The organism is Thioclava kandeliae (assembly GCF_040297545.1).
GTDB classification, from domain to species: Bacteria; Pseudomonadota; Alphaproteobacteria; order Rhodobacterales; family Rhodobacteraceae; genus Thioclava; species Thioclava kandeliae.
In genome coordinates, this window is sequence record NZ_JAYWLC010000014.1 from 13,166 (window position 1) to 38,160 (window position 24,995).

Genomic DNA, 24,995 nt, shown 5'->3' on the forward strand with positions numbered 1-24,995 from the left:
CCCATCCTGCGCTTTTCCGCAGCCAAAGCAATTGAAATAAAAGCCGGATGCGCCATCCTCGCAGGACAGGCAGCCAAGAACGGCCTGCCGCTTTCTGGGGAGGCAGAGCAATGGTCACGCAGGATAAGGTGGCGCCGTGGTGGCGGGGGGCCGTGCTGTATCAGGTCTATCCGCGATCCTATCAGGACGATAACGGTGACGGGATCGGCGATCTGGCAGGGATCACGCGGCGGCTTGACCATATCGAGGCGCTGGGATGTGACGGGATCTGGCTTTCTCCGTTCTTCCGTTCGCCGATGGCGGATATGGGCTATGACGTCTCGGACTATACCGATGTCGATCCGATGTTCGGCACGCTCGAGGATTTCGACGCGCTCATGGCCCGTGCCACCAAACTGGGCCTGAAAATCATTATCGATCAGGTTCTCAACCACAGCTCGGACCGCCACCCGTGGTTCCGCGAAAGCCGCAGCTCGCGCGATAATCCCAAGGCGGAATGGTATATCTGGGCCGATCCCCTGCCGGACGGATCGCCACCCAATAACTGGCCGGCAGTCTTCGGCGGGCCGGCATGGACATGGGATGGCACGCGGCGGCAGTATTACATGCACAGCTTCCTTGCCGAGCAGCCCGACCTGAACTACCGCAACCCCGAAGTGGTGGATGCGGTGCTGGACAGCATGGCCTTCTGGCTGGAGCGTGGCGTGGCCGGTTTCCGGATCGATGCCTGCAACCATATGAGCAAGGATGACCAGCTGCGCAACAATCCGGCGCAGCCCTTCAAGGATGCGGCGCGGCCCTTCAACCATTACGACTGGCAGCAGCAGATCTATTCGAAGAGCCGCCCCGAAAACCTTGACCTTCTGCGTAGGATGCGGGCTCTGGCCGACCGCTATGACGATATCCTTCTGGTGGGGGAAATCGGGGATGCGGAGCGCGCGATCGAACTGATGGGCCAGTATACCTCGGGCAATGACAAGCTGCATATGGCCTATTCCTTCGACATGCTGTCATCGGTCTATACGCCCGAGCATTTCCGCAAGGTGATCGAGGGATTCTGGACGGGCGCGCCGGAGGGCTATCCGCTCTGGTCGATGTCCAACCATGACGTGGTGCGCCATGTGACGCGGTGGGCCGCCAAGGATGCCGGAGGCGATGCGCTGGCGCGGCAGGCCATCTCGTTGCTGACCGCCTTCGAGGGTGCCCTGTGCCTGTATCAGGGCGAGGAACTCGGGCAGGAACAGACCGACCTTGACTATGAAGAACTGACCGACCCGATGGGCCTGCGCTTCTGGCCGGCCGATAAGGGGCGTGACGGCTGCCGCACCCCGATGGTCTGGGAGGCGTCACTGCCCAATGCAGGTTTCGGAGAGGGCATGCCATGGCTTCCGGTCAAACCACCACAGGCCGCCCGCGCGGTCGATCTGCAGGCGGGCAAAAGTAGCAGCGTACTGGAATTCTATCGCGCGGTGATCGCCCATCGCAAGGCCACGCCTGCGCTGGCCTCTGGGCGGATGAAGATCACGCAAGCCGAAAATCCCGTCCTGCGCTTTACCCGTGGGGACGGGGCAGGGGAGGTCGATTGCATCTATAACCTGTCCACCGGCACCCAGTATCTGCCCTGTCCGGACGGTGCACGGTTTCTGGGGCCATCGCAATCGGCCAGCATCACAGAGGGCCGACTGACGCTTGGCCCGAATGGCTGGGCCCATCTTGTGACAGGCGCATAACCCCTGCTGCAGGATATTTTGCGGCGCGGCGGGAACTGACGACCCCGCCGCCCGTTTGGTGCAAGGCTGATGTTCGGGCAAAGACCGGACAGCACGCCTCCCCCTCTCTCTTCGCGATGACATTCTGCCTGTGACTTTCAGCATATGGGATCTGCCGATGACCTCTTTCTCTGCCATGCACGACTCTGGCCTGCCCAACATGTCGACCCGCCCTCCCGAAATGCAGGCCGAACTGCAGGCCGGCCATAGCTGGGGGGTGCGGCCGGTCGGGGTCGCACAGGACGGGGACCTGTGCTGGAGCGCCGCGCTATGGGCGCCCGAGGTTGCAACTGCGGATCTTGTGGTGGACGGTGCACGCCATCCGATGACCAAGGGCGCGGACGGTGTCCATCGCGCCAGCGTCAGCGCCAAAGCAGGCCGGCCCTATGGCTTCGATGTCGGGCAGGGGCTACGACCGGACCCTGCCGCGCGGGCGCAGATGGGGGATGTGCACGGACCCTCGCGCCTGAGTGATCCGCAATATGACTGGCCCGAAAGCGAGAGCCACTGGGCGGGGCGTCCGTTCGAAGAGGCGGTGATCCTCGAACTCCATATCGGGCTGTTCACGCCGCAGGGCACGTTCCGCGCCGCCATTGACCGGCTGCCGGAACTCGCGGCGATGGGGATCACGGCGATCGAGATCATGCCGGTGGCCCAGTTCTCGGGGGTGCGCGGCTGGGGATATGACGGGGTGCTGCCCTTTGCGCCCCATAACGCCTATGGCCCGCCAGAGGACCTGAAGGCGCTGGTCGCGCAGGCGCACCGGCTCGGCCTCGCGGTCATTCTGGATGTGGTCTATAACCATTTCGGGCCGGACGGGGCCTATCTACACGAACTCGCTCCCGCCTTTTTCGACCCCGACAGATCGACGCCTTGGGGCGCCGGTATAAATTACAGCCAGCCGGCAGTGCGCGCCTTCTTTCTTGAGAATGTCGCGATGTGGATCGGCGAATTCCATCTTGACGGGTTGCGCATCGACGCCGCGCACCAGATCAAGGATCACTTTAGCCCAACTATGCTGGAAGAGATCGCCGCAACGGCCCGCGCCTGCGCGCCGGATCGCGGCCTCTGGCTGATCCTTGAAGACGAGCGCAATCTGGCGGCCCCCTACCGCCCCGAGGGCCCGTTCGATGCGCAATGGAACGACGACTATCACCACGCCCTGCATTGCCTGCTGACCGGCGAGGACGAAAGCTATTACGCCCCCTTCGCCCATGCGCCGCTCGACGATCTTGTGACCGCGCTCGGGGAAGGTCAGGTCGATCAGGGCCAGCCGCGGCCCGCCGATGCGCCCGCAAGGGGTGTGTCTTCGGGGCATCTGCCGCCGCGCGCTTTCGTGGTGTCGAACCAGACCCATGATCAGGTCGGAAATCGCGGCCATGGCGAGCGTCTGATCAGCCTTGTCGGCGACGAGGCGGCACGGGTGGCGCACGGGCTTCTGCTGGTGCTTCCCTTCACGCCCATGCTGTTCATGGGCGAGGAGACCGGAGAAACCGCCCCCTTCTGCTTCTTCGCCGATTTTCCCGAGCCGATGGCCGAAGCCACCCGAAAGGGCCGCCAGAAGGAATTCGAGCGCTTTGCAAGCTTTTCGGGCAAGGTGCCGGACCCGATTTCCGCCGACACATTCCGGATGTCGCGCCCCTATCAGGGCCCCGCGCTGCGGCAGAAAGAGTGGGGCAATCTGACGGGGGAGTTTCTGGCCTATCGCCACGCGCAGATCGTGCCGCTTCTTAAGGCCTCGGGGGATCGTGCGATTGCGGAAATGGCACAGATCACCGCCATCGGGCCAAAGGCGCTCCATGCCCGCTGGGCGCTTCAGGGCGGGGTGCTGGAACTGGCCGTGCGCTTCGGGCCGCAGTCCGAGACGCCGTCATCGGAGTTCAGCCTGTTTCCCGCCGATCTGGCCATCGGTGACTGGCAGTCCGATCCCTGCGCCTTGCGCGTCCGCTGTGTGAAAGAGGCCTGATCATGAGCGCATCCCGTCTTCCGCCCTCTTTGCAACATGCAACCGCCAGCTACCGGATCCAGTTGCGCAATGGTGTCACCTTCGATGAAGTCACCCATTGGCTGCCCTATCTGGTCGATCTCGGGATCAGCCATCTGTATCTCTCGCCGGTTTTTACTGCCACCAGCGGCTCCACACATGGCTATGATGTGACCGCGCCGGACGAGATCGATCCGGCCCTTGGCGGGCACGCGGGTTTTGTGCAAATGGCCCGTGCCGCGCAAGCCGCCGGCCTGTCGGTCATTCTGGATATCGTCCCCAACCATACCGCGCTCAATTTCGAAAACCGCTGGCTGCGCGATGTGCTACGCTTTGGTCCGCAAAGCCGCTATGCACGGCATTTCGACATAGACTGGGCGGCGGGGCCATTCCTGCTGACCATGCTGGGCGCGCCTCTGCCGCAGATCCTGCAGGAGGGGCAGGCGGTGTTGGTGGACGAACCGGACGGGCCGGTGCTGCAGATTGCAGGCCTTTCGGTGCCGCTTGATCCGCAAACCGTGACCGGCCAGCCTTCCGGCCTGACAGCGGGCCCGCTTGCCGCCACCGATACGGCCGCGCTGCTGGCGCGCCAGCACTGGCAACTGGTGCATTGGGAACTGGAGCGTGACAGCATCCGCCACCGTCGGTTCTTCAATGTCACCTCGCTGATCGGCATGCGGGTCGAAGACCGGACCGTGTTTGACGACATGCATGGCTATCTTTTTTCGCTGGTGGATCAGGGGCTCGTGCAGGGGCTGAGGGTGGATCATATCGACGGTCTGGCCGACCCCGAGACCTACCTTGCGCGGCTGCATGAAAGGCTGCCGCAATGCCCTGTCTGGGTCGAGAAGATCCTCTCGGGCGAGGAAGAACTGGACACGGACTGGCCGGTTGCGGGCACGACCGGTTACGAGGCCGCGCGGGCGATTGCTGCGGCGCTGGCCGCGCCGGAAGGCGTCGCTCGGCTACAGGCGCACTGGGCGCGTGTCACAGGCCGGCATGGCGATTTCGCCGACGCGCTTGCGCAGGCCAAGCACGAGGTGCTGCGACAGGAACTGCCTGCCGAGCTGTGGCAGCTGACCGGCCTTGCCGCCCGCGCGCTGGCACATGATCTGCGGGTCGCAGCCGGCCCCGAGATGCTGCGCGAGGCGCTTTCGGCGCTCCTGGAGGCCATGCCGCGCTACCGTACCTATTTCACCGAGAAAGCGCCACGCCCGCAGGATCTGGCGCTCTGGCGCGATGTGACCGATCAGGCCGCCGCAAGCCTGCGCAGCGACACCGTGCTGCGGGCATTAAGCGAACGGATCGGCCGCGGCCCGACCCCCGAGGATCGGGCGCTGCGGGTGCGCTTCCAGCAGATTTCCGGTGCGCTGATCGCCAAGTCGCTGGAAGATACCGCCGGTTTCCGGTGTACGCCCTATCTGGCCGCCAATGAGGTGGGCGCCGAGCCGGACGCGCCCGCGATGCCGGTGGCCGTGTTCGAGCGGTTCTGCAAGGCGCGACTGGCAGACTGGCCGGCGGCACTGACCCTGACCTCTTCGCATGATACCAAACGCTCCGAGGATGCGCGGATGCGGCTGGTGGCGCTTGGCCACCTGCCCGATGATTTCCTGCAGCTTTACACCGAAATCAGCGGTCTGCCCGAGGCCGAGGGGGTCGCCCCCGCGACGGTCTGGTATTTGGCGCAAAGCGCGATTGCGCTGTGGGAAGAGGGCGCGCCGGAGAAAGTCCCTGATCTTGGGGACCGTTTGGCCCGCCATATGGAAAAGGCCCTGCGCGAGGCGAAGGAGGTCACCTTCTGGGCGCATCCGGTGGAGCATATCGAACAGCCTGTCTTCGCGCTGGCCCGTGCCGCGATGGCCTGTCTGGCGCAGGCGGGGGCCGCGGTGGAGCCCGCGCTGGCACGGATTGTGGCAATGGGGGACAGTTTGTCGCTCTGCCAGACCGCGCTCAAGCTGGTGATGCCCGGCATTCCCGACCTCTATCGTGGCTGCGAGGGCGCGCGGTTCGAACTGACCGATCCCGACAACCGGCGTCCTGTCTCGCTTGCGGGTCTGACGGCGCTGCAGACCCCGAGCCTGCAATTGCAAGGCAACGAGACGCTTGCGCGCCGGAAAATGCAGCTGGTGCAGGCGCTTTTGGCACTGCGCAAAAAGCACCCCGCGCTGTTTCTGGGCGGGGCCTGCGAGATCCGCGAAACGGGCAGGGGGCTTGAGGTCATGCGGGGTGGGCAGGCGCAGGGGCTGCGTCTGACGCTTGATCCCTATGGCCGCGATCCGGTGAACTATAGCGTCATGGACGAGACGACCGAAGCCATCGCGCCCCTGTAACGGGGCGCGCTCGGGCTGCCCTCATCCCGGCGGAATGGCGGGGCCGCCCGTCGTATTCTGTAACATGTCCTCGATACGCGCGGCATCCTCGCGATAGGACACAAGTTTCTGTTCAAGCGCCTCGCGGTTGTCATAGCCCGCCGTGCCATAGTCAAGCGCGCTTTCGATCGCGCGGATCCGTCCGCGATGGGCGGGTTCTGTCGCAAATCTTACGGTTTTGGATTTTCTTTGATATTTTCGCTTGGCCAATTGGTTGCGAAGGAGCGGACGGCATGATCGATTTCAAGGGAACGCATTATCCGAAGTCGGTGATCTTGCACGCCATCTTTTTCTACGTCCGCTATGCAGTCTCCTATCGGGATCTCGAGGAGATCTTGGTCGAGCGCCGCAATCTGGCCGCTGCCCGGCGATTTTTTAAACGCGCGATTGCGGTGAATGGGGTGCCAGAGCGCGTCGTCATCGACAAGAGCGGTTCCAATCTGGCCGGGCTGCACGCCATTAATGTTATTCTGAAATTTACCGGATGCGGGCGCATGATCGAGATCCGTTAGGTCAAATATCTGAACAACATCCTCGAGCAGGACCACCGCTTTATCAAGCGGATCACGCGCCCGATGATGGGCTTCAAAGCGTTCCATTCAGCTGCCGCGACCATCGCTGGCATCGAGGTTGCGCACATGATCCGTAAAGGGCAGATTGCCGCCAATGGCGCGACGGCTTGCCAGACCTTCACCGCCCTCGCAGCATAATTCTGTCCTCGGGCTGGGCTATTCTGCCTCCAGGCAAACTTTGCGACAGAACCGTAACTTTCGTCACTGTGCAAAATAATGGCGCTTGCTTGAGGACGGCGGGCCCAGATTCGACCGATGACTAGTTAGCATATTGACAAAATCGAAATGCCCGGAGTTATGGCGATTAATAAGTATTATGTAGTTATAAATTATATATTAGTTGTCGTCGATACTGTGATCGTTCGCCGACGACATTTCTGTGCCAAGGTAGGTTTGTAATAATCCATATCGGAAGATAATCATGCCAAAGATTATAACGGTCGGATTGAATTTGGCTGAAAATATGTTTCAAGTCTATTGGGCAGATTCCGCTAGCAAAGCGGCCTTCGTAAAATGCTCCGGCGAAGTCAGATGCTAGAGTTGGTCGTCAAGCTTCCGCCTCGCCTTACTCGGGATAGTCCCATTGCGCGCCGGCTGATGACCATTCCGAGTATCGGCCGTCTGATTCCAACGACGCTAGCGCCATCTCCGGAGTTTTTTGTCAAAGGGCTTGACTTCAGCGCGCTACAGGTGACAGGCGGCCCTTGGCTCATCTTCCGAGCGAGCAGTGTCATCCTCAAACGATTCTGACAGGCTTCGGCCCGACCTGTCCCGCCGAGCGCTCACAAACAATTTTTCAGGAGCGACCCCTCGCTTGCATCAAAGGATCTAGAAAAATAGACTAACTATCAAGCAGGAAACCGCATTGAGGTTCAGATGCACCATCCCAAACTCATCGGTAACTGAATCAGGATACGAAACCCAGACCTTCAGATCGCGAAAACCCAAATCCACATCGCCATCATGAAACATCACCTAAAACTTGCGGATTAAAGGGCATATCGGCGCATCGCCCGAGCAGCGCAACAACAGCCGGTAAACGCTATCATTAGAGCGGCTTTAAATCGCGATGCGTCCAGATTGACCATATACTGAGGCTCGCCGCTACAGAGAGGCGGGCTGGATCAGGCGCTTGATCGGAGCCGATTGGGGTGTCTCGATTCTTGTTATAAGAGCTTCGGCGAGCGCTTGCCCGACAGCTACCATATCGACCATTTGCGCCCGCACTGGGAGGCCAAGATAGTTTGCCATGCCTGTGTTATCACGGCTGATCAATTCGAAGCTGTGCTCTGGTAGCAAATTGCGTCGCCTGAGCGCTGCTAAGGCACCCAAAAGGCCTAATTCGGAAACACAGACCATCGCGCTTGGAGGGGTAGGCATGTCCAAGAGCCTGTCGAGGCTCGCGCGCGCGCGCTCCATGTCGAAATGCTGGTCGCAGACCAGATCAGGATCAACTTGGAGCCCGCCTTCGGTGAGCGCCTCGCAATATCCATTGATACGGTCCTGACTAGCCAAATCGCGATGGTCAAGGACCTGAAGCGCGATCCGGCGATGACCTTCCGCAATCAACTGCTTTGTTGCCTCCCGCGCAATCGCGGCGTTGTCTATATCGATATAGTCATGTCTGCTTCCGTTCTGGGGGTCGAGCGAACTGCGGCCAAAACTTACGAAAGGAACATGGCGTTGTGCGAGCCAGTCGGGACGCGGATCGTCGGCGAGCATACGCGTAATGATGATTCCATCGGACAGGCCAAGTGATACTATGCGCGCAAGAGCCTCAAGCGAGTTTTCCTCGGGAGGAGAAGAATGCACGGTCAGCGCATAGCCTCGCGCCTGAGCCGCGATGGTCATGCCTTCTATGAGCGGCAGGCGTGCGATATCCGAAAGATAGGACCGAGTCTCAAGCGGTAACATCGCTGCCAGCACATTTGAACGGCCGGTCCGCAATGCCTGCCCGGTGCGATTGACGATGTAGCCCAGAGCTTCGGCCGTGGACTGGACGCGCGCAATTGTTTGCGCATTGACCTCAGCGCCGTTTTTCAAGGCGCGGGAAACTGTCGTCACGGAAAGATCGAGATGCTTGGCCAGTTGGCGAAGCGTCGGGCGGGAACTTTGGGACATGGGTCTTTCAGCAAGGGAAATAGGTAAATAACGTTCGCGAACTAAGCCTCGTAATAGAGATCCCATCAAAGAAGTCTAGCGATAGGGGCCCGACCGCGGGGGCGCATAACATATTGAATTTTCGCCATCCACTTATGTGCATAAAAACTAAGCATTATCTCGAAACATGTATGCAGACTAACGAATTTTCTTGCTCGATAGCCATTCGAATGAAATTCGTAACGTTACGAATAAGAAAAATAGGGCTTTATCTGCCCAGTATGCCAACAGAGGTTCCGATGATTTACCCAAGACTTCTCTCGTATTCGATACTCGCCGCCGGACTTTCCCTGACGGCCACGCCTGCCCTTTACGCCGAAACGCTGACCATCACTGCCGCCGGCGGAGATTATGGCACGGGGCTCAAGGAAGCGATGTGGGGCCCTGCCAGCAAAGAACTCGGCCTTGATATCCGCGAGGAAAGCCAAAGCGACAGCCTTGCCGCCCTGCGCATGCAGGTGATGTCGAAGGCCGTGACCACCGATGTCATCCATCTGGGCTCTGCCGAAGCCGCTCAGGCCGCCGATATGGGCCTGCTCGAGAAGCTCGACACCTCGGTCGTCGACATGAACGCTCTGCCCGAAGGGGCGCGTAACGATTACTGCTACCCGTTCGACAGCTATGGCACGGTCATGGCATGGAACACCAAAACCTATGGCGAGAATGGCCCCAAGACCTGGGCCGATTTCTGGGATACCAAGACCTATCCCGGTCGCCGCGCGCTGCGTGCCAATGCGCAAGACGTGCTCGAGATCGCACTTTTGTCGGAAGGTGTCGCTCCGGCCGATATCTATAAGGTCCTGTCCTCGGAAGATGGCATCAAACGCGCCGTCGCTCGGCTGGCAGAGCTCAAGCCCGATGTGGCGATCTGGTGGACCTCTGGCGCGCAATCGGCACAGATCCTGACTGATGGTGAGGTCGATATGGCCGCAACTTGGAACGGTCGTGCCGCGGCCGCTGCGGAACAAGGCCCCGCGGATTATACCTTCAAAGGATCGGTTATCGGCACGGACTGCCTTGCTGTCCCCGCAGGCGCACCGCATGCCAAAGACGCAATGCGTCTGATCGCGACCATGACCACCCCCGAGCGTGAAGCCAAGCTGACCGACTACATCCTTTACGGGCCGGTCAACGAAGCCGCCTACAAGACCGGCCTGATCCCCGAGGACCGCATGCCCAAGCTCGCGACCTCCCCCGAAAATCTCGAAGGCTCTGTCTATGCCGATCCGTCATGGTGGGTCAAACACGGCGAAGACGCACAGATCGCCTTCGACGAAATGATCAACAACTAAACGCTAGCTGGTCTGCCCCGCGGCGGGCCAGCCCTCTTCAAGTTCCGAAAGGCCGCCATGACCCCGCTTCCCATCACATTCGAACGCCTGCGTAAGACCTATGGCGATTATACCGCTCTTGACGACGTCTCGCTTCGTATCGAACCGGGCGAGTTTCTGACGCTCCTCGGGCCCTCGGGCTCTGGCAAGACCACGCTTCTGATGGCGCTTGCGGGTTTTATTCGCCCCGAAGCGGGAACGATCATGATCGGCGAGCGTGATGTGACGCGGCTTCCGCCCAACAAGCGCGATATCGGCATCGTCTTCCAGAACTACGCTCTCTTTCCGCATATGTCCGTGCGCGCCAATGTCGAATATCCGCTCAAGTTGCGCGGTGTCCGCGAGGCAGAAGCGCGCAAGCGGGCCATGGCGGCACTTGAACGTGTCAAACTTGGCGCCTTTGCAGAGCGCGACATCGCAGCGCTCTCGGGCGGGCAACGCCAGCGTGTAGCTCTGGCACGCGCCATCGTCTACGAACCGCGCGTGATGCTGATGGACGAGCCGCTCTCTGCGCTTGATAAGAACCTGCGCGAACATATGCAGTTCGAGATCCGCCGTCTTCATGACGATCTAGGCATCACCACGATCTATGTCACCCATGACCAGCGCGAGGCCCTGACCATGTCGGACCGCATCGCGGTGATGGAGGCCGGACGCATCCGCCAGATCGATACCCCCCAAGAGATCTATCACCGTCCGCGCACCGCTTTCGTGGCCGAGTTCATGGGCGAGGCGAATATCCTGCCGGCCGAGGCAGCGGGCGCTGCATCGCAAGGTCAGCTGGTGATCCGCGCCGAACATCTCCATCTTGGCGAAGTCGATGGTGAAACGGATGCCGTTGTGCTTTCGGGCCATGTCGCGGCTCTGGCTTTCCGTGGCGAGAACTGGCTGGTCCAGCTGGCGCTGGCCAGCGGGCAAGAAGTGATGCTGTCGATCCCCTCGAGCCGCGCCGAAGGCTGCGAGAATTTGCGCGCGGGCGATGCCATCACTGCCCATGCCGCACGCCAGCATGTGCACCATCTGCTTGAGGCTGGAACAGACGCATGAGCGACACGACCCTTTCCGCCCCGCCTGCAAGCGACCGCGCGGCGCTCAAGCGCGACGCCCGCCGCGAGAACACCTTCTTCCTCTCGCTTTCTCTGCCCGCACTGATCCTTGTCGGGCTCTGTGCAATGCTGCCCATCTTGTGGATCCTGCGCCAGAGTTTCCTGACCCTGCGCGGCACTCCCACACTTGACAACTGGAGCAAGCTGCTCAGCTCCGATCTGACGTGGAAAGCCGTGTGGAGCACCGTCGAGCTCTCGGCGGCCACACTTGCCTTGTGCATCGTGCTTGGTCTGCCGCTGGCGCTGGCGCTGGCCTCGGCCTCGCAGCGTGTCGCCAACCGTCTGCTGATCGTGCTGATGCTGCCGCTTTGGACCTCGATCCTTGTGCGGACCTATGGCTGGCTCGTGCTGCTGCGCCGCGACGGTCTGGTCAACCAGACGCTGCAGGCGCTGGGTCTGACCGATGCGCCGCTCAACCTTGTCTATAACTTCACGGGCACCCTGATCGGCATGGTCCATTTCATGCTGCCGCTCTTCGTTCTGCCTGCCTATGCCGCTTTGCGCGATATCGACGCCAATACGATCCGCGCCAGCGCCTCGATGGGAGCATCGCTGCCACGCACGCTGTTCACGGTGGTACTGCCGCTTGCATCGGGCGGGATCCGCTCGGGGGCGATGATCGTGTTCATCTACACACTCGGGTTCTTCATCACACCGGCCATTCTCGGTGGCGGACAGGTCAACCCGATCGCGATCCGTATCGAGCGCACGCTCTCGACCTTCCAGAATTGGGGCGCGGCCTCTGCACTAGGGATGTTGTTGCTGATCTTGGTGGCCCTGCTGGCCGGAACCATCGCAGCGCTGCGATTTGCCATCGTGCGGGCCCGCAAACACAAGGAGGCGCGCCATGCTTGACGCGTTCGACAATCGCGGCTTCAAGATCGGTCTGTGGATCTTTGCCGCTCTGATCCTGATCTTTCTGATCCTGCCGACCCTTATTGTGGTGCCGCTCTCTTTCTCGGGCTCGGATCTTCTGCAATTCCCACCCCGCAGCTTCTCGCTGCGCTGGTATGACAGCTTCTTCGGCTCGACCGCGTGGATGCATGCGCTGCGCACCTCGCTTGTGCTGGGCGTGCTGACCGCCGCCATCGCCGTTCCGATCAGCCTGATGACCTCAATCGCGATGAACCGGCTGGGGGGGCTGACCTCGAAAACCCTCTATACTTACATCCTCTCGCCCTCGGTCATTCCGGGCATTCTTCTCGCGATCGGCCTGTTCTTCGTGCTGGCCAATCTCGGACTGATCGGAACACTGCGCGGGGTGCTGATCGGGCATGTGGTGCTGGCGCTTCCGGTTACGGTGATCGTGCTGCATCCGGCTGTCACACGTTTCGACTGGGGGCAGGTCAATGCGGCGCGCTCGATGGGAGCAGGCTGGATCCGTGCCATTACCCATATCCTTCTGCCCCAGCTCAGCTTCACGCTGATGACGGCCGCGCTCATGGCTTTCCTGACCTCGCTCGACGAGGCGGTCATCTCGATTTTCATCGCGGCAGGCGACAGCGCCACGCTGCCCAAGCTGATGTTCATGTCGCTGCGTGACCAGATCGACCCGACGATCGCCGCTATTTCCACACTCTGGAGCGTGGTCGTGATCAGCGTTGTGCTGATCGTCAACGCGATACGCTCCAAATGAAAGCACATTCCATGACCGAACACGCTCCCCTCTCCGCTGGCCAGAGCCACGCCATCCCGCAAGTCAAGCTTGCCCTCATCACCGGTTCGGCCAATTGGGGCCTTGCCATCCCCGAAGATATCGGTGTCGAAGGCGTCTCAGTCATTGAACGCGATCTGAGCTTCATGACGCCTTGGGGCTGCTCGGATAACTGGAAGCTGCTGGAATTTGACGGCTCGGTGACGCCCGATGGTCAGACCTACCGTGCGCTTTGCATGTATTCGCATGGCAATCCGCGCCACGAGATCGACCATAGCTGCCACCGCCGTGCCTTTTGGGTCCTTCAAGAAGCGGGTGTGCGGCAGGTTCTGGCCTGCTCGACCATTGGTGCGCTCAACAAGGCCATCCAGCCCGGAGATCTGGTGATCAATGCCGATATCATCGAACTGACCCAGACCCCCTATTCGCTTCTGCCGGGGCGCCAGAGCTTTGATGCCTCGGGCAAGGCGATTGTCTGTGCCGAATGCTCGGAGGTGCTGGTCGGGGCCGCGCGCGAGATCTGGCCTGCCCAATGCCGCATCCACGGGATCGAGCAGGGTCTGGTGGCAGCCCATGCCTATGGCCCCAGACTGACCACACCGGCCGAAGCGCTTGCCTTCCGCTCGATGGGGGCCGATGTAATGAACCACTCGATCGCGCCGGAGGCCACGCTGTCGCGCGAGATCGGCGCCTGTTTCGTACCGCTCGCCTTCGTCACCGCCGGCTTCAATGACTATATGGACCGCAACCGCGGCACGCTTTTGCAAGACGGCGTGCTGCCCAGCCTGTCACGCGTGGCCTCGGAGCTCGCGCTTAAAACAGCGATCCAGATGGCGGGACGGGGCGAGTGCAGCTGCCACGAGCTGAAAACTCCGCAGCCTCGCGAACGAGCAAGTCGGTTCTGAAGCCATCCAAAAGAAGCAGGGATCACAAGGCGCTGACGTCAGACACCTGCGAAGCCCTAATTCGAATTGAACGCGAAATACGGGCCGGACCTGTGGCCGAGACGGAGGCCGCTGGGCGACCATTCGTCCGCGCAGAGGGCGGCGGCCGGAACCTCGGTACGCGGTCCCGGACCCGCGCGGGATTCGCCCGAACCCCGCCGCGGTTTCCCACAGGCCCCTCTCTCGATACTTAGGGTCTCGTTCGGGGCCTGCTCCGGCCTGAAACTCCGCTCCCAAGGTCGCTTCATTCCAGGCTGGAAAGCCGCTCACCCTCAACCGTCCGTCCCACATCGACCCAGCGGAAATTTGAAGCTGAATTGTAGTCGCATGTCCACGCTTGGTTCATAGTGGTGGATGCCCAAGATGACCGTTTTTCGCGTCTATCTCAGCGAGGCCTCGAAGACCGGCATCATGGGCTTCTTACCTCGAGCCAGCGTCACATTCTCAGCCAACCGCTTCTTCCCGAGCGGCGAGCCGACACGACCCGTTGCACCGCCGGTCACTCACGCTGCGGCTTGACGCAGACGGACCAAAAAGGAGGTGCAAATGGACCAATCGAGCGAAGATGTCCAACAACCGAAGCGCGCCCTGTTCCTCGGTAACAGGGTGCGCCAGTTCATCAAACGCGGAGGCCGCCTGCGCTACGAACCTCATAAAGCCCCTTCGAACGGCAAAGCCGTCTGGGTCGTCATGGGTATCTTTCCCGACGAGACGGAAGAGCCGGTGTTCACATCGTCGTCTGGCGAGTACAAGCACTTCCGCTCGGCCGACGCCATGACCCAGTATCACAGCCAGATGTGCCCGGATGAGGATGTGTTGATCGTTCCTATGCCCGCGAGCCACTAACTCACGGATTGGAATGGCCCTCCCGGGGCCATTTCGCCGCGACAGCGGCTCCCGCGCCGGGCCGATCATCCCGATGGGCAATTTCAACAGACGCAATCAGGTGAGCCTGAAACCGCTGCACTATGTGAGAAATCGCGCCGTCACGGCTTGGTGTCAGGATACCCAGGTCCCGTGTGACAGCCGGAGAAGTCAGAGGACGCGTACAGAGTGCCGGGTGATCTTCGGCGGGACAGTTGACCGTCGGAAGAGCGCTGACACCCATGCCTGCCTCAATCATCGCGGCGACTGCTGTGTAGTGATTAAAATCCATTGAGGTGCGCGCCGGTCTATTGATCGCACGCATCGCCTCATCCGTTGCAAGCCTGGTTCCGCTGCCGCTGTTGGCGCCGATGAAATCATATGCAAGAAGCTCTGCCCAGGTCACCTCTTCCCTCTTACTTAGCGGGTGGTCCCGTCGAAGGACTGCAACAAAAGGATCAGCTCGGAACAACTTGAACTCCACCTGGAGGTTCTTATGCGGAAGGAAGCTGGTTACAGCCAGATCAAGTTTCCCGTCATTAACAGCCGCAAAAAGGCCTTCCGCCGTGTCATCGCGCGCATGCACGATCACCTTGGGAAATTCCGCCCTGAACTGCTGGAGCGCGTAGGGCAGGTACTTCACGGCCGCCGAAGCCAGGAAACCCAACCTTAGTAACGTGCCGTCTTCCTGACCGAAGCTGCGCGTCCGGTCGAGCGCATCGCGCAGCGCGGGCAGCAGCGTTTGCAGTTGTCCACGCAGCTCCTCCCCTTCGGCGGTCAGTCGGACCGAACGGGTGCTACGCAGAAATAGCGTGGTCTCAAGGTGCGCTTCCAGCTGGGCAATGTTTTGCGACAAAGCAGGCTGTGACATACCCATTCTGTCTGCTGCCAAGCGAAAGGAGCGCGCCTCGGCCACGGCCAAGAAAGCTTCCAGCTGGCGAATGGGGGGCAGCATATTGATTTGTCCTGCTTATCGATGATTAATTTATTACGATTTGCCTTATGATCAGTCAAGGAATACCGACTGCACTCATCTCATGCGGCCGTGCACCACATGTCCGGCACGCAAGCCTGCAACCCCCGAGGTTTCATTGCCAATGTTCCAATCTTCTTCCCGCCTGGGGCGACGCAGCTTCCTGTTTGGAAGCGCCACCGCCTTGGGTGTAGCCAGCACTTCGGCCCCGCTTTGGGCCGCCTCAGACGCCAGCACCGTAAGCGCCTTTCAGAACGTTTCCAAAATGTTGGTGAACCATGAGCTCGATCCGGCGACCGGCGCGCGCATCGCCGCCTTTGCCGCAGCCAGCTACCCCGACCTTGACGAAATACTCGAACAGATTTCGGACGCGGCAACAGCCCGAAATTCCTCCCGTGTCGAAGATTTCTTCGAAGACCTCCCGGAGGGTCCGCTACGCGATTTTGCCTATTGGGTGATTGCCGCGTGGTACACGGGCTCCTCTTCCGGGGACAGCGACGCGACGCTCTTCACCTATGAGGAAGCGCTGCTCTACCGGCCGACCCTCGACATGGTGCCGATCCCGACCTTCGGGTTTTCCGCACCGAATAGCTGGGGCCGCGAGCTCTTCCCGCTGGCCGACCTGCCGCAGTTTTGACCCTTCATCAGTTCCCCCGAAAGTTTCCCATGCCCACATCTTCTCAAGTTGTGATTGTCGGCACCGGCGTCGTCGGTGTCGTGATCGCCGAGGAATGCCTCGACGCCGGACTCGAAGTCCTGATGATCGAGGCCGGCCCCCGTGTCACGCGCTCCGAGATCGTCGAGCGCTACCGCAACCTACCCCTGGGGGCCAAGCCTGCCGCGACGGCCGCCTATTTCCCTACCGACATGGCACAGCATCCCTATCCGGGGCAGGAGTACCTCGAAAGTACAGGCCCCAACACATATGATCCGACTTACGTGCGCTATGCCGGTGGCTCTACTTGGCATTGGGCTGGCACCTGCTGGCGGTTGACGCCCGAGGACATGCAGCTTCAAAGCCTCTATGGCGTGGGGCGCGATTGGGCGATCAGCTACGAAGATCTCGACCCCTACTACAACAAGACCGAGCGTACGCTTGGCATCTGTGGCCCCTCCGACCCGCTGGATCAATGGCCGCGCCGTCCGCGGTCGATGGACTATCCCATGCCGCACTTACCGATGAGCCAAGGGGAACAGAAGTTCACGCGCGTCATCGGTGAGAAGATGGGCCTGCGGAACCTGCCGGTCGCTCAGGCACGAAACTCCGGCACCCCTTACGATGATCGCCCGGCGTGCTGCGCCAACAACAACTGTGTCCCCGTCTGTCCGATCGGAGCGAAATACGACGCGGCCACCGCGCTGAACCGGCTGGAAGCCAAGGGGGCAACCATCCTCGACAATTCCGTCGTCTACAAGGTCGAGACCACCGAGGGGAACCAGATCGCCGCAGTTCACTACTACGACCGTAATCGCGAAAGCCATCGCGTGACGGGCGAGCATTTCGTCGTGGCTTGCAACGGTATCGAGACCCCCAAGCTGATGCTGATGTCCGCCGATGATCGCAACCCGAACGGCCTGGCGAACTCCTCCGACCAAGTGGGGCGCAACATCATGGACCACCCGCAGCAGGGCTACACATTCACCACGACGGAACCCTACTGGCTGGGCCAGGGGCCGGTGGTGAACAGCGGCATCATGGAGACCTCGCAAGGGGCGTTCCGCAGCGAACATGCAGGCGCTTACTTCCGCATGAACAACTTCGCCCGCAACCGCTACATCGCGCAACGCGCATTGAAGACCGGCAAGGTCGGCCGGGCTCTGGACGAGGAAATCCGTCGTCTGACTGCCTGCACCGTTTCCGTAGTGGCCGCTTACGAGATGCTGCCCGATCCTAACAACCGCCTGACGTTGTCGGCCAACAAGGACGCCTTTGGACTGCCACGCCCCAGCGTCTACTGGGATGTAGGTGATTACACGCGCCGCTCGGCCCGGGACTACGCCGAACCCATCGTGAAGCAGATCGCAGAGGCCATCGGCGCCACCGATTTCAAGTCTGCAGGAATGGAATTCTCAACTTCCAAGCACCTTATGGGTGGCACCGTCATGGGCAAGAACCCGGCCGACAGCGTCGTCGATACGGTCTGCCGGACCCACGATCACCAGAACCTCTACCTGCCAGGGGGTGGTGCCATGGCCTCGACCGCCTGCGGCAACAGCACCATCACCATGACCTCCCTGGCCTTCCGTGCCGCCGAGGCCCTGATCTCGGAGGCGAAAGGCGCCTGATGAAAATTCATCTCATTTCGCTTTCCCTCGGTGCGGTACTGCTGGCCGGAAGCGCTTCAGCGCAGGATGACCTGACTGAACGGGGACGCTATATCGCGACGGCGTCGGACTGCGTGGCCTGCCACACCGGTAACGCCGACAAACCCTTTGCGGGCAACCATGTGATCGCTTCTCCGGTGGGGGACATCGTCGCGACTAACATCACGCCGTCCAAGACCTACGGTATCGGGTCCTATACCGAGGCTCAGTTTTCCGACGCGGTACGACGCGGCGTGCGCGCTGACGGGGCAAACCTGTATCCTGCAATGCCCTACACTGCATTCGCGAAGCTGACCGACGAAGATATGCATGCGCTATATGCCTATTTCATGCGGGGTGTAGAGCCGGTCGAAGAACCCAGTGCCCAGACCAGCTTGCCGTTCCCGTTCAACATCCGGGCGTCAATGGTGGGCTGGAACCTGCTGTTCCGCGATACGGCCACCTATCAGCCTGATCCGTCGAAAACCGACGCTTGGAACAGGGGTGCCTACCTCGTGCAGGGCGCGGCGCACTGCTCGACCTGCCACACGCCTCGCGGTGCCCTGATGCAGGAGCTGGATGACAAGTTCCTCGCCGGGGCGCAAGTGGGCGCGTGGTACGCCCCCGATATTACCTCCGATCCGGAGACAGGCATCGGCAGCTGGTCCAAAGACGAGATCATTTCCTATCTGCAGACCGGCCGCGCCGAAGGGCGGGCCCAAGCCGGCGGCAGCATGGCAGAGGCGGTCGAACACAGCTTCTCGAAGCTGAAGACCGAGGATCTCGAGGCGATCGCCACCTACCTAGCGGATGTGCCTGCCTCTTCTGGCGCAAAAAAAGAGGGACGGTTCGACCAGGGGCAACCGGGCAACATGACCGCTTCCTTCCGCGGTCTCGATACGGCCCCCTCCGGCCTGGCTGCCGGGGCGCAAGTCTATTCGGCGAACTGCGCCTCCTGCCATGGCATCAACGGGACCGGGACGAAGGACCAGTATTACCCCAGCCTCTTCCACAATTCGGCTACCACTGGGTCCAATGCGTCGAATTTCATCGCGGCGGTGCTGAACGGAGTTGATCGCAACACTGACGAAGGGCATGTCTTCATGCCGCCCTTCGGTACCCAGGTGAATAGCTTCAACAGTCTTACCGATGAAGAAATCGCGCAGCTGACCAACTACGCATCGACGCAGTTCGGCCACCGATCCTTCGACGTTGACGCCAGCGATGTGGCTCAGGTTCGTGCCGGTGGCCCGTCTCCGAACCTGCTGCAAATGGTCCGCCTTCTCATGGGGATTGGTGCTGTAGTGATCGTTTTGCTGCTGGCCCTAGTACTGCTACGTCGTAGAAAGTCATGAACCGACGGGGAGCTTCCGATAGAAGAGGCCCCGTCAACCAAACACAGTGTTCGCCAGAACTCACACTTAGAGCCGCCCGGATGATTTTCGGTGCGGCTCTTCTTGGTTTTCAGGGCAGCGGCTTGCCGTACGGGCCCAAGTTTCGAGGTGTAGGCCGTACCGGACGCGAGCGCCACGGAACTAAAGGGATGAACTGCCTTCCCACCAATCCAGTGTTATCCTCCTGAGCAGAGGTGGAGATCCCCGGCATCGGTCCCACGATTACCACGGCACTTGTGGCTACTGTCGGGACGGGCAGCAGCTTTGGTACGGCGTGATGTTGCTGCATGGCTTGGCTCGGTGCCACGACGGGTCACGATCATGCGCTCCGCCGCCTCGACAAAACCGCAGCCGGAGCATCGATAATCCGCTATATGTTGCCCTCTTTCATAGTGATGCCCTGTCCGGTCTGGGTTCCGGAAATTGGTGCGGGGTTTCTCGCGTGGGCGGCTCCCTGAACGAACACGTCCTTACACGGACGAAGGATACAGGGGGCGTTTGGTGTCAGTTCCGATGCTCCTGCCAGTTGACTGCCGTGCAACCGCGCGGGAGCGCGCGTCCGGCTTTAATCGAATTGCCTAAAGGGGGTGTCTCGCTCGGCAGCTACAGAGGAGGCCGCTCGGAAAACGCTCACAGAATCGCCGAGATAAGGCCATTTGATCATCAGGAGCAACTTAGCACTAGCATAACGGCGCAGCACCAAACCCACGGCCACCAGCCGCCCTGTCCTGCCGTTCGGCCCATGGCCGAGCTCCGCAGTGCAGGTCCTCTAAAGTCGCCGTTCACATCAGCATGAAATATCTGATCACGGATCGCGGTTTATCGCTAAGGCTACGTGACTAACATCGATCCTGGAAAATGTTTGCTTCAGTCAGATATCTGTGCTTACGCTGGATCATTCACAGCCAAAAGGTTCTTTCATCTCACTCTCTGACAAAGCACGTTCCAAGATTTCGTCACCTTCATCTGCCCCGAAAACCAGGGCAGACATCGACCGTATCCAAGAAGGAGCGATTGATAGAAAGCGTTAGGTATACTGGATCAGTTTCCTCGAAGGTGCCCTTTCATCTCACGCGATTGAGTTCGGTGAGGAGACCGCAATTCTCGCTGAAGCCGACAAGTTCGCGGCATTTATCAACGATCCTGATGCGTCTGACTTGGCCGAAGACATACGCGCGTGATGCTTTTTCGGCCAAAATGACTTGATGGCTTCGTTGGCAAACGTGATCGCCATTAAGAGGAGTGAGATCCAGACCGCGGCGCTGTACAGCGAGCGAGACGAAGTGAACGAGTTCCTCGGGTTTTGCGCTGGTATCCTTTGTGATGGGGTGATCCTCCCCGAGGAAGCCGACGCCATACTCGCAAGGATCAGATCCAGCGATACGCTGACCTCCTCACGGGTATATCGGGATCTCTGGCGTGCGGCTGAAGCCGCGATGGCGGACCGAGTCCTGAGCGCTGACGAAGTAGAGGAAATCCGGCAATGAATCTCGTCGCTGGTCGGTGAAGTTTAGTAGATACGGGAGTTCCAAATATCGGCAACACCGCACAGCTGGACGAACCGCTCTCAGACCCGACACTCATCGAGTTTGCAGGTAAGTGCTTTGTTCTGACGGGCCTCATGAGAATGGGAACCTGCAGCTTCATCATCCGAGAGATCGAGCGTTGTGGTGGTGAGGTAGGAAAAACCGTCCGCGTAGCCCCGTGTATCGTGGACGCCTTCTTTGCTAGTTTTGAGGCAAGGAGGCCATGATGAGCAGCACCAAGTTCAGCGACGAATTCAAGCGAGATGCCGTCGCCCAGATCACGAAGAGGGGCTACCCGGTCAGGGAAGTTTCCGAGCGTCTGGAGGTCAGCGCGTATTCCCTTTACGCTTGGAAGAAGAAGTTCGCGAAGGCGTCATCCGGTGACAATGGGAAGGTGGCCGAGATCCGTCGGTTGAAGCGCGAGCTCCTGAGGGTGACGGAGGAGCGGGATATCCTAAAAAAGGCGACCGCGTATTTCGCCAGTGATGCAAAGTGAGATACGTGTTCGTGGCCGAGCATCACGGACAGTTCTCTATCAGTGCCATGTGCCGCTGCTTGCGCATAGAGCCGAGCGGGTTCTATGCTTGGCTGAAGGCACCGTTGAGCAGGCGAGCCCAAGAAGACAAGCGGCAGACCGAGATGCTGAAGGAGGCGAGGGTGGACAGCGGCAAGGTCTACGGCCACCGCAAGCTGCATGACGACCTTCTCGAGCAGGGCGAAAGCCTCTGCCTGAACCGGGTCGCCCGCCTGACCAGCTTGGCCGGCATCAATGCGCAGATCGGCTACAAACGTTAACCGGGTAAGTACGGCGGGAAGCCTTCGGTCGTCGTCGACAACACGCTCGACCGGCAGTTTGATGTGGGAGCGCCGGACAAGGTATGGGTCACCGACATCACCTACACCCGCACGCAGGAAGGCTTCGCCTATCTGGCCGTGGTCATCGATCTGTTCTCGCGTCGTGTCGTCGGCTGGGCGATGCAGAGCAGAGCCGCCAGACGACAGATGTTGTCCTGCAAGCGCTGCTGATGGCGACGTGGCGGAGAAAGCCCAAGAAAAAGGTTCTGATCCACTCGGACCAGGGCAGCCAATTCGCCAGCATGAACTGGGCCGCATTTCTTCGGGCACACAATCTGGAGTATTCTACGAGCCGCCGCGGAAACTGCCATGACAACGCAGTTGCGGAGAGCTTCTTCAATCTGCTGAAGCGAGATCGGATCAGGCGACAGACCTACCGGATACGCGAAGAAACCAGGCAGGATGTGTTCGGCTACATAGAAATGTTCTACGACCCGAAGCGTAAATACGCCCGGAACGGGATGCTGTCGCCCGTCGACTTCGAAAAGCAGCAGCAACTGAGACACGATGGCGTCTAAGAAACGCAGGGCTATTCAGTCGTGCGCGGAACGGACTACGTTTTCATATCCTCAACGGCATCAAAGAACTGGCGTACCACGCATTTCGGAACGAAGATCGAGCGGGCAAAAGAGTTGGTCGTCGAGGGCTACAAGTTGCGGTTCGTTGCAGAATACGCGTGAGAGAAGGCAATCAAAACGTGCGGGCTAGGTACTTGAACACTCCTCACGATAATGACCTCTGCCACGGTGCAAAGGCCCTAAGCTTCTTTTAGTGCTAGGTGCAGGATGCGCGTGGTGTCCGGCCCAAAGACGAAGCCGCTCGCGCGGCATTGGCGCCTGTGGCGTATGTTCGGGACTGATCGCCACCCTGTGCATTTGGGAATGGCGGCTGCTGTCTGTCGATTGAGGCCTCTCAATCGACAGACAGGAGGTTTCCATGACCGAGGAGAGGATTTCGCCGCTACAGGCGCGGATGATTGAAGACATACGCATTCGAGGGATGGGCGAGAAGGCGCAGAAGTCTCACATCTGGTCTATTAAGGATTTTGCCCAGTTCTTGGGGCATTCACCAGACACCGTTACAACTGAGGAGTTGCGCGCTTACCAGCTGCACATGACTGATATCGGGGTCACGGCCGGCACGTTCAACGTACGGATCGTCGCGCTTCGGTTCTTCTTCGGCATAACCTGCGGGCGCGAGGACATGAAGCGCCACATGCAGTTCCGTACACAGCCGCGGAAGTTGCTGGTGGTGTTAAGCATCGAGGAGGTATCGAACATCCTGATGGCGGCTCCCGGGCCCGGGCTGACGTATCGGGCCACTCTCAGCATTTCCTATGGTGCAGGTCTGCGGGGTGAGAAACGGTCCACGGAACGCGGCAAACCGTCCCCGGGACGGTTTGGGCTCGAACGAGGTCTGCAATCTCAAGATCGGCGATATCGACAGCGACCGGATGCTGATCCATGTCGAGCAGGGCAAAGGGGCGGGAGGACCGCAAAGTGATGCTGTCTCCGGGTTTGCTTGAACTTTTCCGAGACTGTTGGCGTGAAGCACCGCCTGAAGGCTGGCTTTTCCCCGGAAAGCCCAAGATCAACCCGATCTCACCACGTCAGTTGAACCGGGCCTTCACGTTGGCCAAGACTATGGCCGGGGTTAATAAGACCGCAACCTTGCACACCCTGAGGCACAGCTTCGCGACACACCTGCTTGAAGCCAATGCGGATGTACGGGTGATCTAGGTCTTGCTCAGCCACGCCAAGCTCACGACGACGGCGCAGTACACCCATGTCGCCACCAAGACGATCCGTGACACGGTCAGCCCTTACGAGATGCTGGCCAAGTTGCAGGACCACGCCGTGAAGCGAAGTCTGGAGTGACTGGGCAGCGGGGTGCGTTGGCCAAAGCTGGAGATCGCTGACATCTTTCGCGCCCATGGTTCTGCGTGGCGGCGGGCCAATGCGGGACATGTCAGCCTGGCCCAGCTCAAGGTGATGTCAGCCATCGAAGCCTGCCGAACCGAGGCTCTCGGCGAGCATGTGGCGGGCTGCGCTAAGTGTGGCCACCATCATATCGCCTACAATTCCTGCAAGAACCGCCATTGCCCGAAATGCCAAGGGCCAGCGGCGCGGGACTGGATGGCGGCGCGTGCAGAGGACCTGTTGCCCGTAGAGTATTTCCATGTCGTCTTCACCCTCCCGGCGAAGATCGTTCAGATCGCCTTCTGGAACAAAAGGGCCATCTACAGCCTACTGTTTCGCGCCTCCGCGGAGACGGTGATGACCATCGCCGCCGATCCCAAGCGCCTCGGTGCCCGGGTTGGCATGACCAGCGTTCTGTACACCTAGGGATCGGCGCTGATGCATCACCCCCACATCCACATGATCGTACCGGGCGGAGGGCGCTCGTCGGATGGCACAGGATGGGTTGCCTGAAAGCCCGGGTTCTTTCTGAATGTCAGGGTGCTGTCGCGCCTGTTCTGACGCTCATTCCTCGGCGGACTACAGGCCTTGCATCGCGCCGGGGAGCTGGCCTTCTACAGAGATCTGGAAAGACTGACGCAGATAGATGCGTTTGCCGCTTGGCTCGCCCCTTTCCGCAAAGCCGGATGGGTCGTTTATGCTAAGCCACCTTTTGGTGGCCCCGAGGCGGTGCTCGCCTACCTGAGCCGTTACACACATCGCGTCAAGTCAGGTGATAAGCAGAAGATCATGCGCCTGTCGACGTTGGAGTTCATTCGCCGTTTCCTGATGCATGTGCTCACGGACGGCTTTCATCGCATCCGCCGCTATGGCCTGCTGGCCAGCACGACACGCAAGGCCACCATCGCCCGTATCCGCGACCTGCTCGGGCAGCGTACGCCCAAACGAGAAGCGCAGGATCCGAAGGAACCCGCACATCTCACCTTGCGCGAACCGTGCCCATGTTGCGGCGGCCCGATGCGCATCATCGAAATCTTCCGCGGCGGCCAGAAACCAATGTCGCGCGCACCGCCACGGGAGCTGGCCGCATGATGAAACGTTCATCACTGTCACGAACATTACCCCAGATCTTGCCATCATCCAGGATTGGCTCAGCATTGCCCTACGCGGTGCCGCGCCCACGAACCTCCGACGGAATGCGCCATCTGAGACCAAACACCATCAGTGGGGCGGATCAGGGCACCATCGAGAACGGCCGACAGCCCTCGAAA

Annotated in this window: 16 protein-coding genes and 4 pseudogenes; 17 read left to right on the forward strand and 3 right to left on the reverse strand. The window is 60.4% G+C overall.

The features are described from left to right. Positions 1-110: 110 nt before the first annotated feature. From VSX56_RS14720 to treY, 3 genes are all read left to right on the forward strand, one after another. A complete protein-coding gene (locus tag VSX56_RS14720) occupies positions 111-1,730 on the forward strand; it encodes an alpha-amylase family glycosyl hydrolase (protein ID WP_350938196.1) in 1,620 nt (539 codons plus the stop codon). Between the two features lie 157 nt (positions 1,731-1,887). Continuing rightward, complete coding sequence (treZ, locus tag VSX56_RS14725; protein ID WP_350938198.1) at positions 1,888-3,735, forward strand: malto-oligosyltrehalose trehalohydrolase; 1,848 nt, start codon at positions 1,888-1,890, stop codon at positions 3,733-3,735. Positions 3,736-3,737: 2 nt separating this feature from the next. Beyond that, complete coding sequence (gene treY, locus VSX56_RS14730; protein WP_350938200.1) at positions 3,738-6,083, forward strand: malto-oligosyltrehalose synthase; 2,346 nt, start codon at positions 3,738-3,740, stop codon at positions 6,081-6,083. A gap of 21 nt (positions 6,084-6,104) precedes the next feature. On the opposite strand, the gene VSX56_RS14735 is transcribed toward treY, so the two are convergent. Beyond that, positions 6,105-6,332, reverse strand: coding sequence for a hypothetical protein (locus VSX56_RS14735; protein ID WP_350938202.1), 228 nt, complete (start codon positions 6,330-6,332; stop codon positions 6,105-6,107). Between the two features lie 23 nt (positions 6,333-6,355). Between VSX56_RS14735 and VSX56_RS14740 the strand changes: the two are divergent. Further along, positions 6,356-6,832 (forward strand): annotated as a pseudogene (locus tag VSX56_RS14740) (IS6 family transposase). A gap of 966 nt (positions 6,833-7,798) precedes the next feature. On the opposite strand, the gene VSX56_RS14745 reads toward VSX56_RS14740, so the two are convergent. Beyond that, positions 7,799-8,815 (reverse strand): LacI family DNA-binding transcriptional regulator, encoded by a 1,017-nt coding sequence (locus VSX56_RS14745; RefSeq protein ID WP_350938204.1) that lies wholly within the window; start codon positions 8,813-8,815, stop codon positions 7,799-7,801. Positions 8,816-9,093: 278 nt separating this feature from the next. Between VSX56_RS14745 and VSX56_RS14750 the strand changes: the two genes are divergently transcribed. The 6 genes from VSX56_RS14750 to VSX56_RS14775 all read left to right on the forward strand — a co-directional run bounded on the left by VSX56_RS14750 (position 9,094) and on the right by VSX56_RS14775 (position 14,735). Then, entirely contained in the window at positions 9,094-10,146 is a 1,053-nt protein-coding gene (locus tag VSX56_RS14750; protein WP_350938206.1) for an ABC transporter substrate-binding protein, read from the forward strand. A gap of 57 nt (positions 10,147-10,203) precedes the next feature. Beyond that, positions 10,204-11,232, forward strand: a complete 1,029-nt coding sequence (locus tag VSX56_RS14755; protein WP_350938209.1) for an ABC transporter ATP-binding protein — start codon at positions 10,204-10,206, stop codon at positions 11,230-11,232. Then, a complete protein-coding gene (locus VSX56_RS14760; RefSeq protein ID WP_350938211.1) occupies positions 11,229-12,146 on the forward strand; it encodes an ABC transporter permease in 918 nt (305 codons plus the stop codon). The genes VSX56_RS14755 and VSX56_RS14760 overlap by 4 nt, the downstream gene beginning before the upstream one ends. Further along, positions 12,139-12,927, forward strand: a complete 789-nt coding sequence (locus VSX56_RS14765) for an ABC transporter permease (RefSeq protein ID WP_350938213.1) — start codon at positions 12,139-12,141, stop codon at positions 12,925-12,927. Before VSX56_RS14760 ends, VSX56_RS14765 begins: the two co-directional genes overlap by 8 nt. Positions 12,928-12,938: 11 nt before the next feature. Next, positions 12,939-13,850, forward strand: a complete 912-nt coding sequence (locus tag VSX56_RS14770; RefSeq protein WP_350938215.1) for a phosphorylase family protein — start codon at positions 12,939-12,941, stop codon at positions 13,848-13,850. 585 nt (positions 13,851-14,435) lie between these two features. Next, a complete protein-coding gene (locus tag VSX56_RS14775) occupies positions 14,436-14,735 on the forward strand; it encodes a hypothetical protein (protein WP_350938217.1) in 300 nt (99 codons plus the stop codon). Between the two features lies 1 nt (position 14,736). Here the strand turns inward: VSX56_RS14775 and VSX56_RS14780 are convergent, their stop codons facing one another. Beyond that, positions 14,737-15,708, reverse strand: a complete 972-nt coding sequence (locus VSX56_RS14780) for a LysR family transcriptional regulator (protein WP_350938219.1) — start codon at positions 15,706-15,708, stop codon at positions 14,737-14,739. 142 nt (positions 15,709-15,850) lie between these two features. Here VSX56_RS14780 and VSX56_RS14785 point away from each other — a divergent pair, with 142 nt between their 5' ends. The 7 genes and pseudogenes from VSX56_RS14785 to VSX56_RS14815 all read left to right on the forward strand — a co-directional run bounded on the left by VSX56_RS14785 (position 15,851) and on the right by VSX56_RS14815 (position 24,816). Further along, the gene (locus tag VSX56_RS14785) at positions 15,851-16,363 is read left to right on the forward strand and encodes a sugar dehydrogenase complex small subunit (protein WP_350938221.1); all 513 of its coding nucleotides are present in this window, start codon (positions 15,851-15,853) and stop codon (positions 16,361-16,363) included. A gap of 29 nt (positions 16,364-16,392) precedes the next feature. After that, on the forward strand, positions 16,393-18,012 hold the full coding sequence (locus VSX56_RS14790) for a GMC family oxidoreductase (RefSeq protein WP_350938223.1): 1,620 nt from the start codon (positions 16,393-16,395) through the stop codon (positions 18,010-18,012). Continuing rightward, the gene (locus tag VSX56_RS14795; protein WP_350938226.1) at positions 18,012-19,385 is read left to right on the forward strand and encodes a c-type cytochrome; all 1,374 of its coding nucleotides are present in this window, start codon (positions 18,012-18,014) and stop codon (positions 19,383-19,385) included. The genes VSX56_RS14790 and VSX56_RS14795 overlap by 1 nt, the downstream gene beginning before the upstream one ends. Before the next feature lie 1,253 nt (positions 19,386-20,638). Continuing rightward, positions 20,639-20,911: a hypothetical protein gene (locus tag VSX56_RS14800; protein ID WP_350938228.1), complete on the forward strand. Its 273-nt coding sequence runs from the start codon at positions 20,639-20,641 to the stop codon at positions 20,909-20,911. 265 nt (positions 20,912-21,176) lie between these two features. After that, positions 21,177-22,323: pseudogene (locus VSX56_RS14805) on the forward strand (IS3 family transposase). A 418-nt stretch (positions 22,324-22,741) separates the two neighbouring features. Next, a pseudogene (locus VSX56_RS14810) lies at positions 22,742-23,682 on the forward strand (tyrosine-type recombinase/integrase). A 12-nt stretch (positions 23,683-23,694) separates the two neighbouring features. Next, positions 23,695-24,816 (forward strand): annotated as a pseudogene (locus VSX56_RS14815) (IS91 family transposase). The last annotated feature ends 179 nt before the right edge of the window (positions 24,817-24,995 follow it).

What these genes read in the sequence shown, in the direction of transcription:
- VSX56_RS14795 (WP_350938226.1), top strand. Translation starts at nt 18,012, where the DNA reads ATGAAAATTCATCTCATTTCGCTTTCCCTCGGTGCGGTACTGCTGGCC.
- VSX56_RS14780 (WP_350938219.1), bottom strand. Translation starts at nt 15,708, where the DNA reads ATGCTGCCCCCCATTCGCCAGCTGGAAGCTTTCTTGGCCGTGGCCGAG.
- VSX56_RS14745 (WP_350938204.1), bottom strand. Translation starts at nt 8,815, where the DNA reads ATGTCCCAAAGTTCCCGCCCGACGCTTCGCCAACTGGCCAAGCATCTC.
- VSX56_RS14790 (WP_350938223.1), top strand. Translation starts at nt 16,393, where the DNA reads ATGCCCACATCTTCTCAAGTTGTGATTGTCGGCACCGGCGTCGTCGGT.
- VSX56_RS14770 (WP_350938215.1), top strand. Translation starts at nt 12,939, where the DNA reads ATGACCGAACACGCTCCCCTCTCCGCTGGCCAGAGCCACGCCATCCCG.
- VSX56_RS14760 (WP_350938211.1), top strand. Translation starts at nt 11,229, where the DNA reads ATGAGCGACACGACCCTTTCCGCCCCGCCTGCAAGCGACCGCGCGGCG.
- VSX56_RS14765 (WP_350938213.1), top strand. Translation starts at nt 12,139, where the DNA reads ATGCTTGACGCGTTCGACAATCGCGGCTTCAAGATCGGTCTGTGGATC.
- treZ (WP_350938198.1), top strand. Translation starts at nt 1,888, where the DNA reads ATGACCTCTTTCTCTGCCATGCACGACTCTGGCCTGCCCAACATGTCG.
- VSX56_RS14720 (WP_350938196.1), top strand. Translation starts at nt 111, where the DNA reads ATGGTCACGCAGGATAAGGTGGCGCCGTGGTGGCGGGGGGCCGTGCTG.
- VSX56_RS14750 (WP_350938206.1), top strand. Translation starts at nt 9,094, where the DNA reads ATGATTTACCCAAGACTTCTCTCGTATTCGATACTCGCCGCCGGACTT.
- VSX56_RS14755 (WP_350938209.1), top strand. Translation starts at nt 10,204, where the DNA reads ATGACCCCGCTTCCCATCACATTCGAACGCCTGCGTAAGACCTATGGC.
- VSX56_RS14785 (WP_350938221.1), top strand. Translation starts at nt 15,851, where the DNA reads ATGTTCCAATCTTCTTCCCGCCTGGGGCGACGCAGCTTCCTGTTTGGA.
- VSX56_RS14775 (WP_350938217.1), top strand. Translation starts at nt 14,436, where the DNA reads ATGGACCAATCGAGCGAAGATGTCCAACAACCGAAGCGCGCCCTGTTC.
- treY (WP_350938200.1), top strand. Translation starts at nt 3,738, where the DNA reads ATGAGCGCATCCCGTCTTCCGCCCTCTTTGCAACATGCAACCGCCAGC.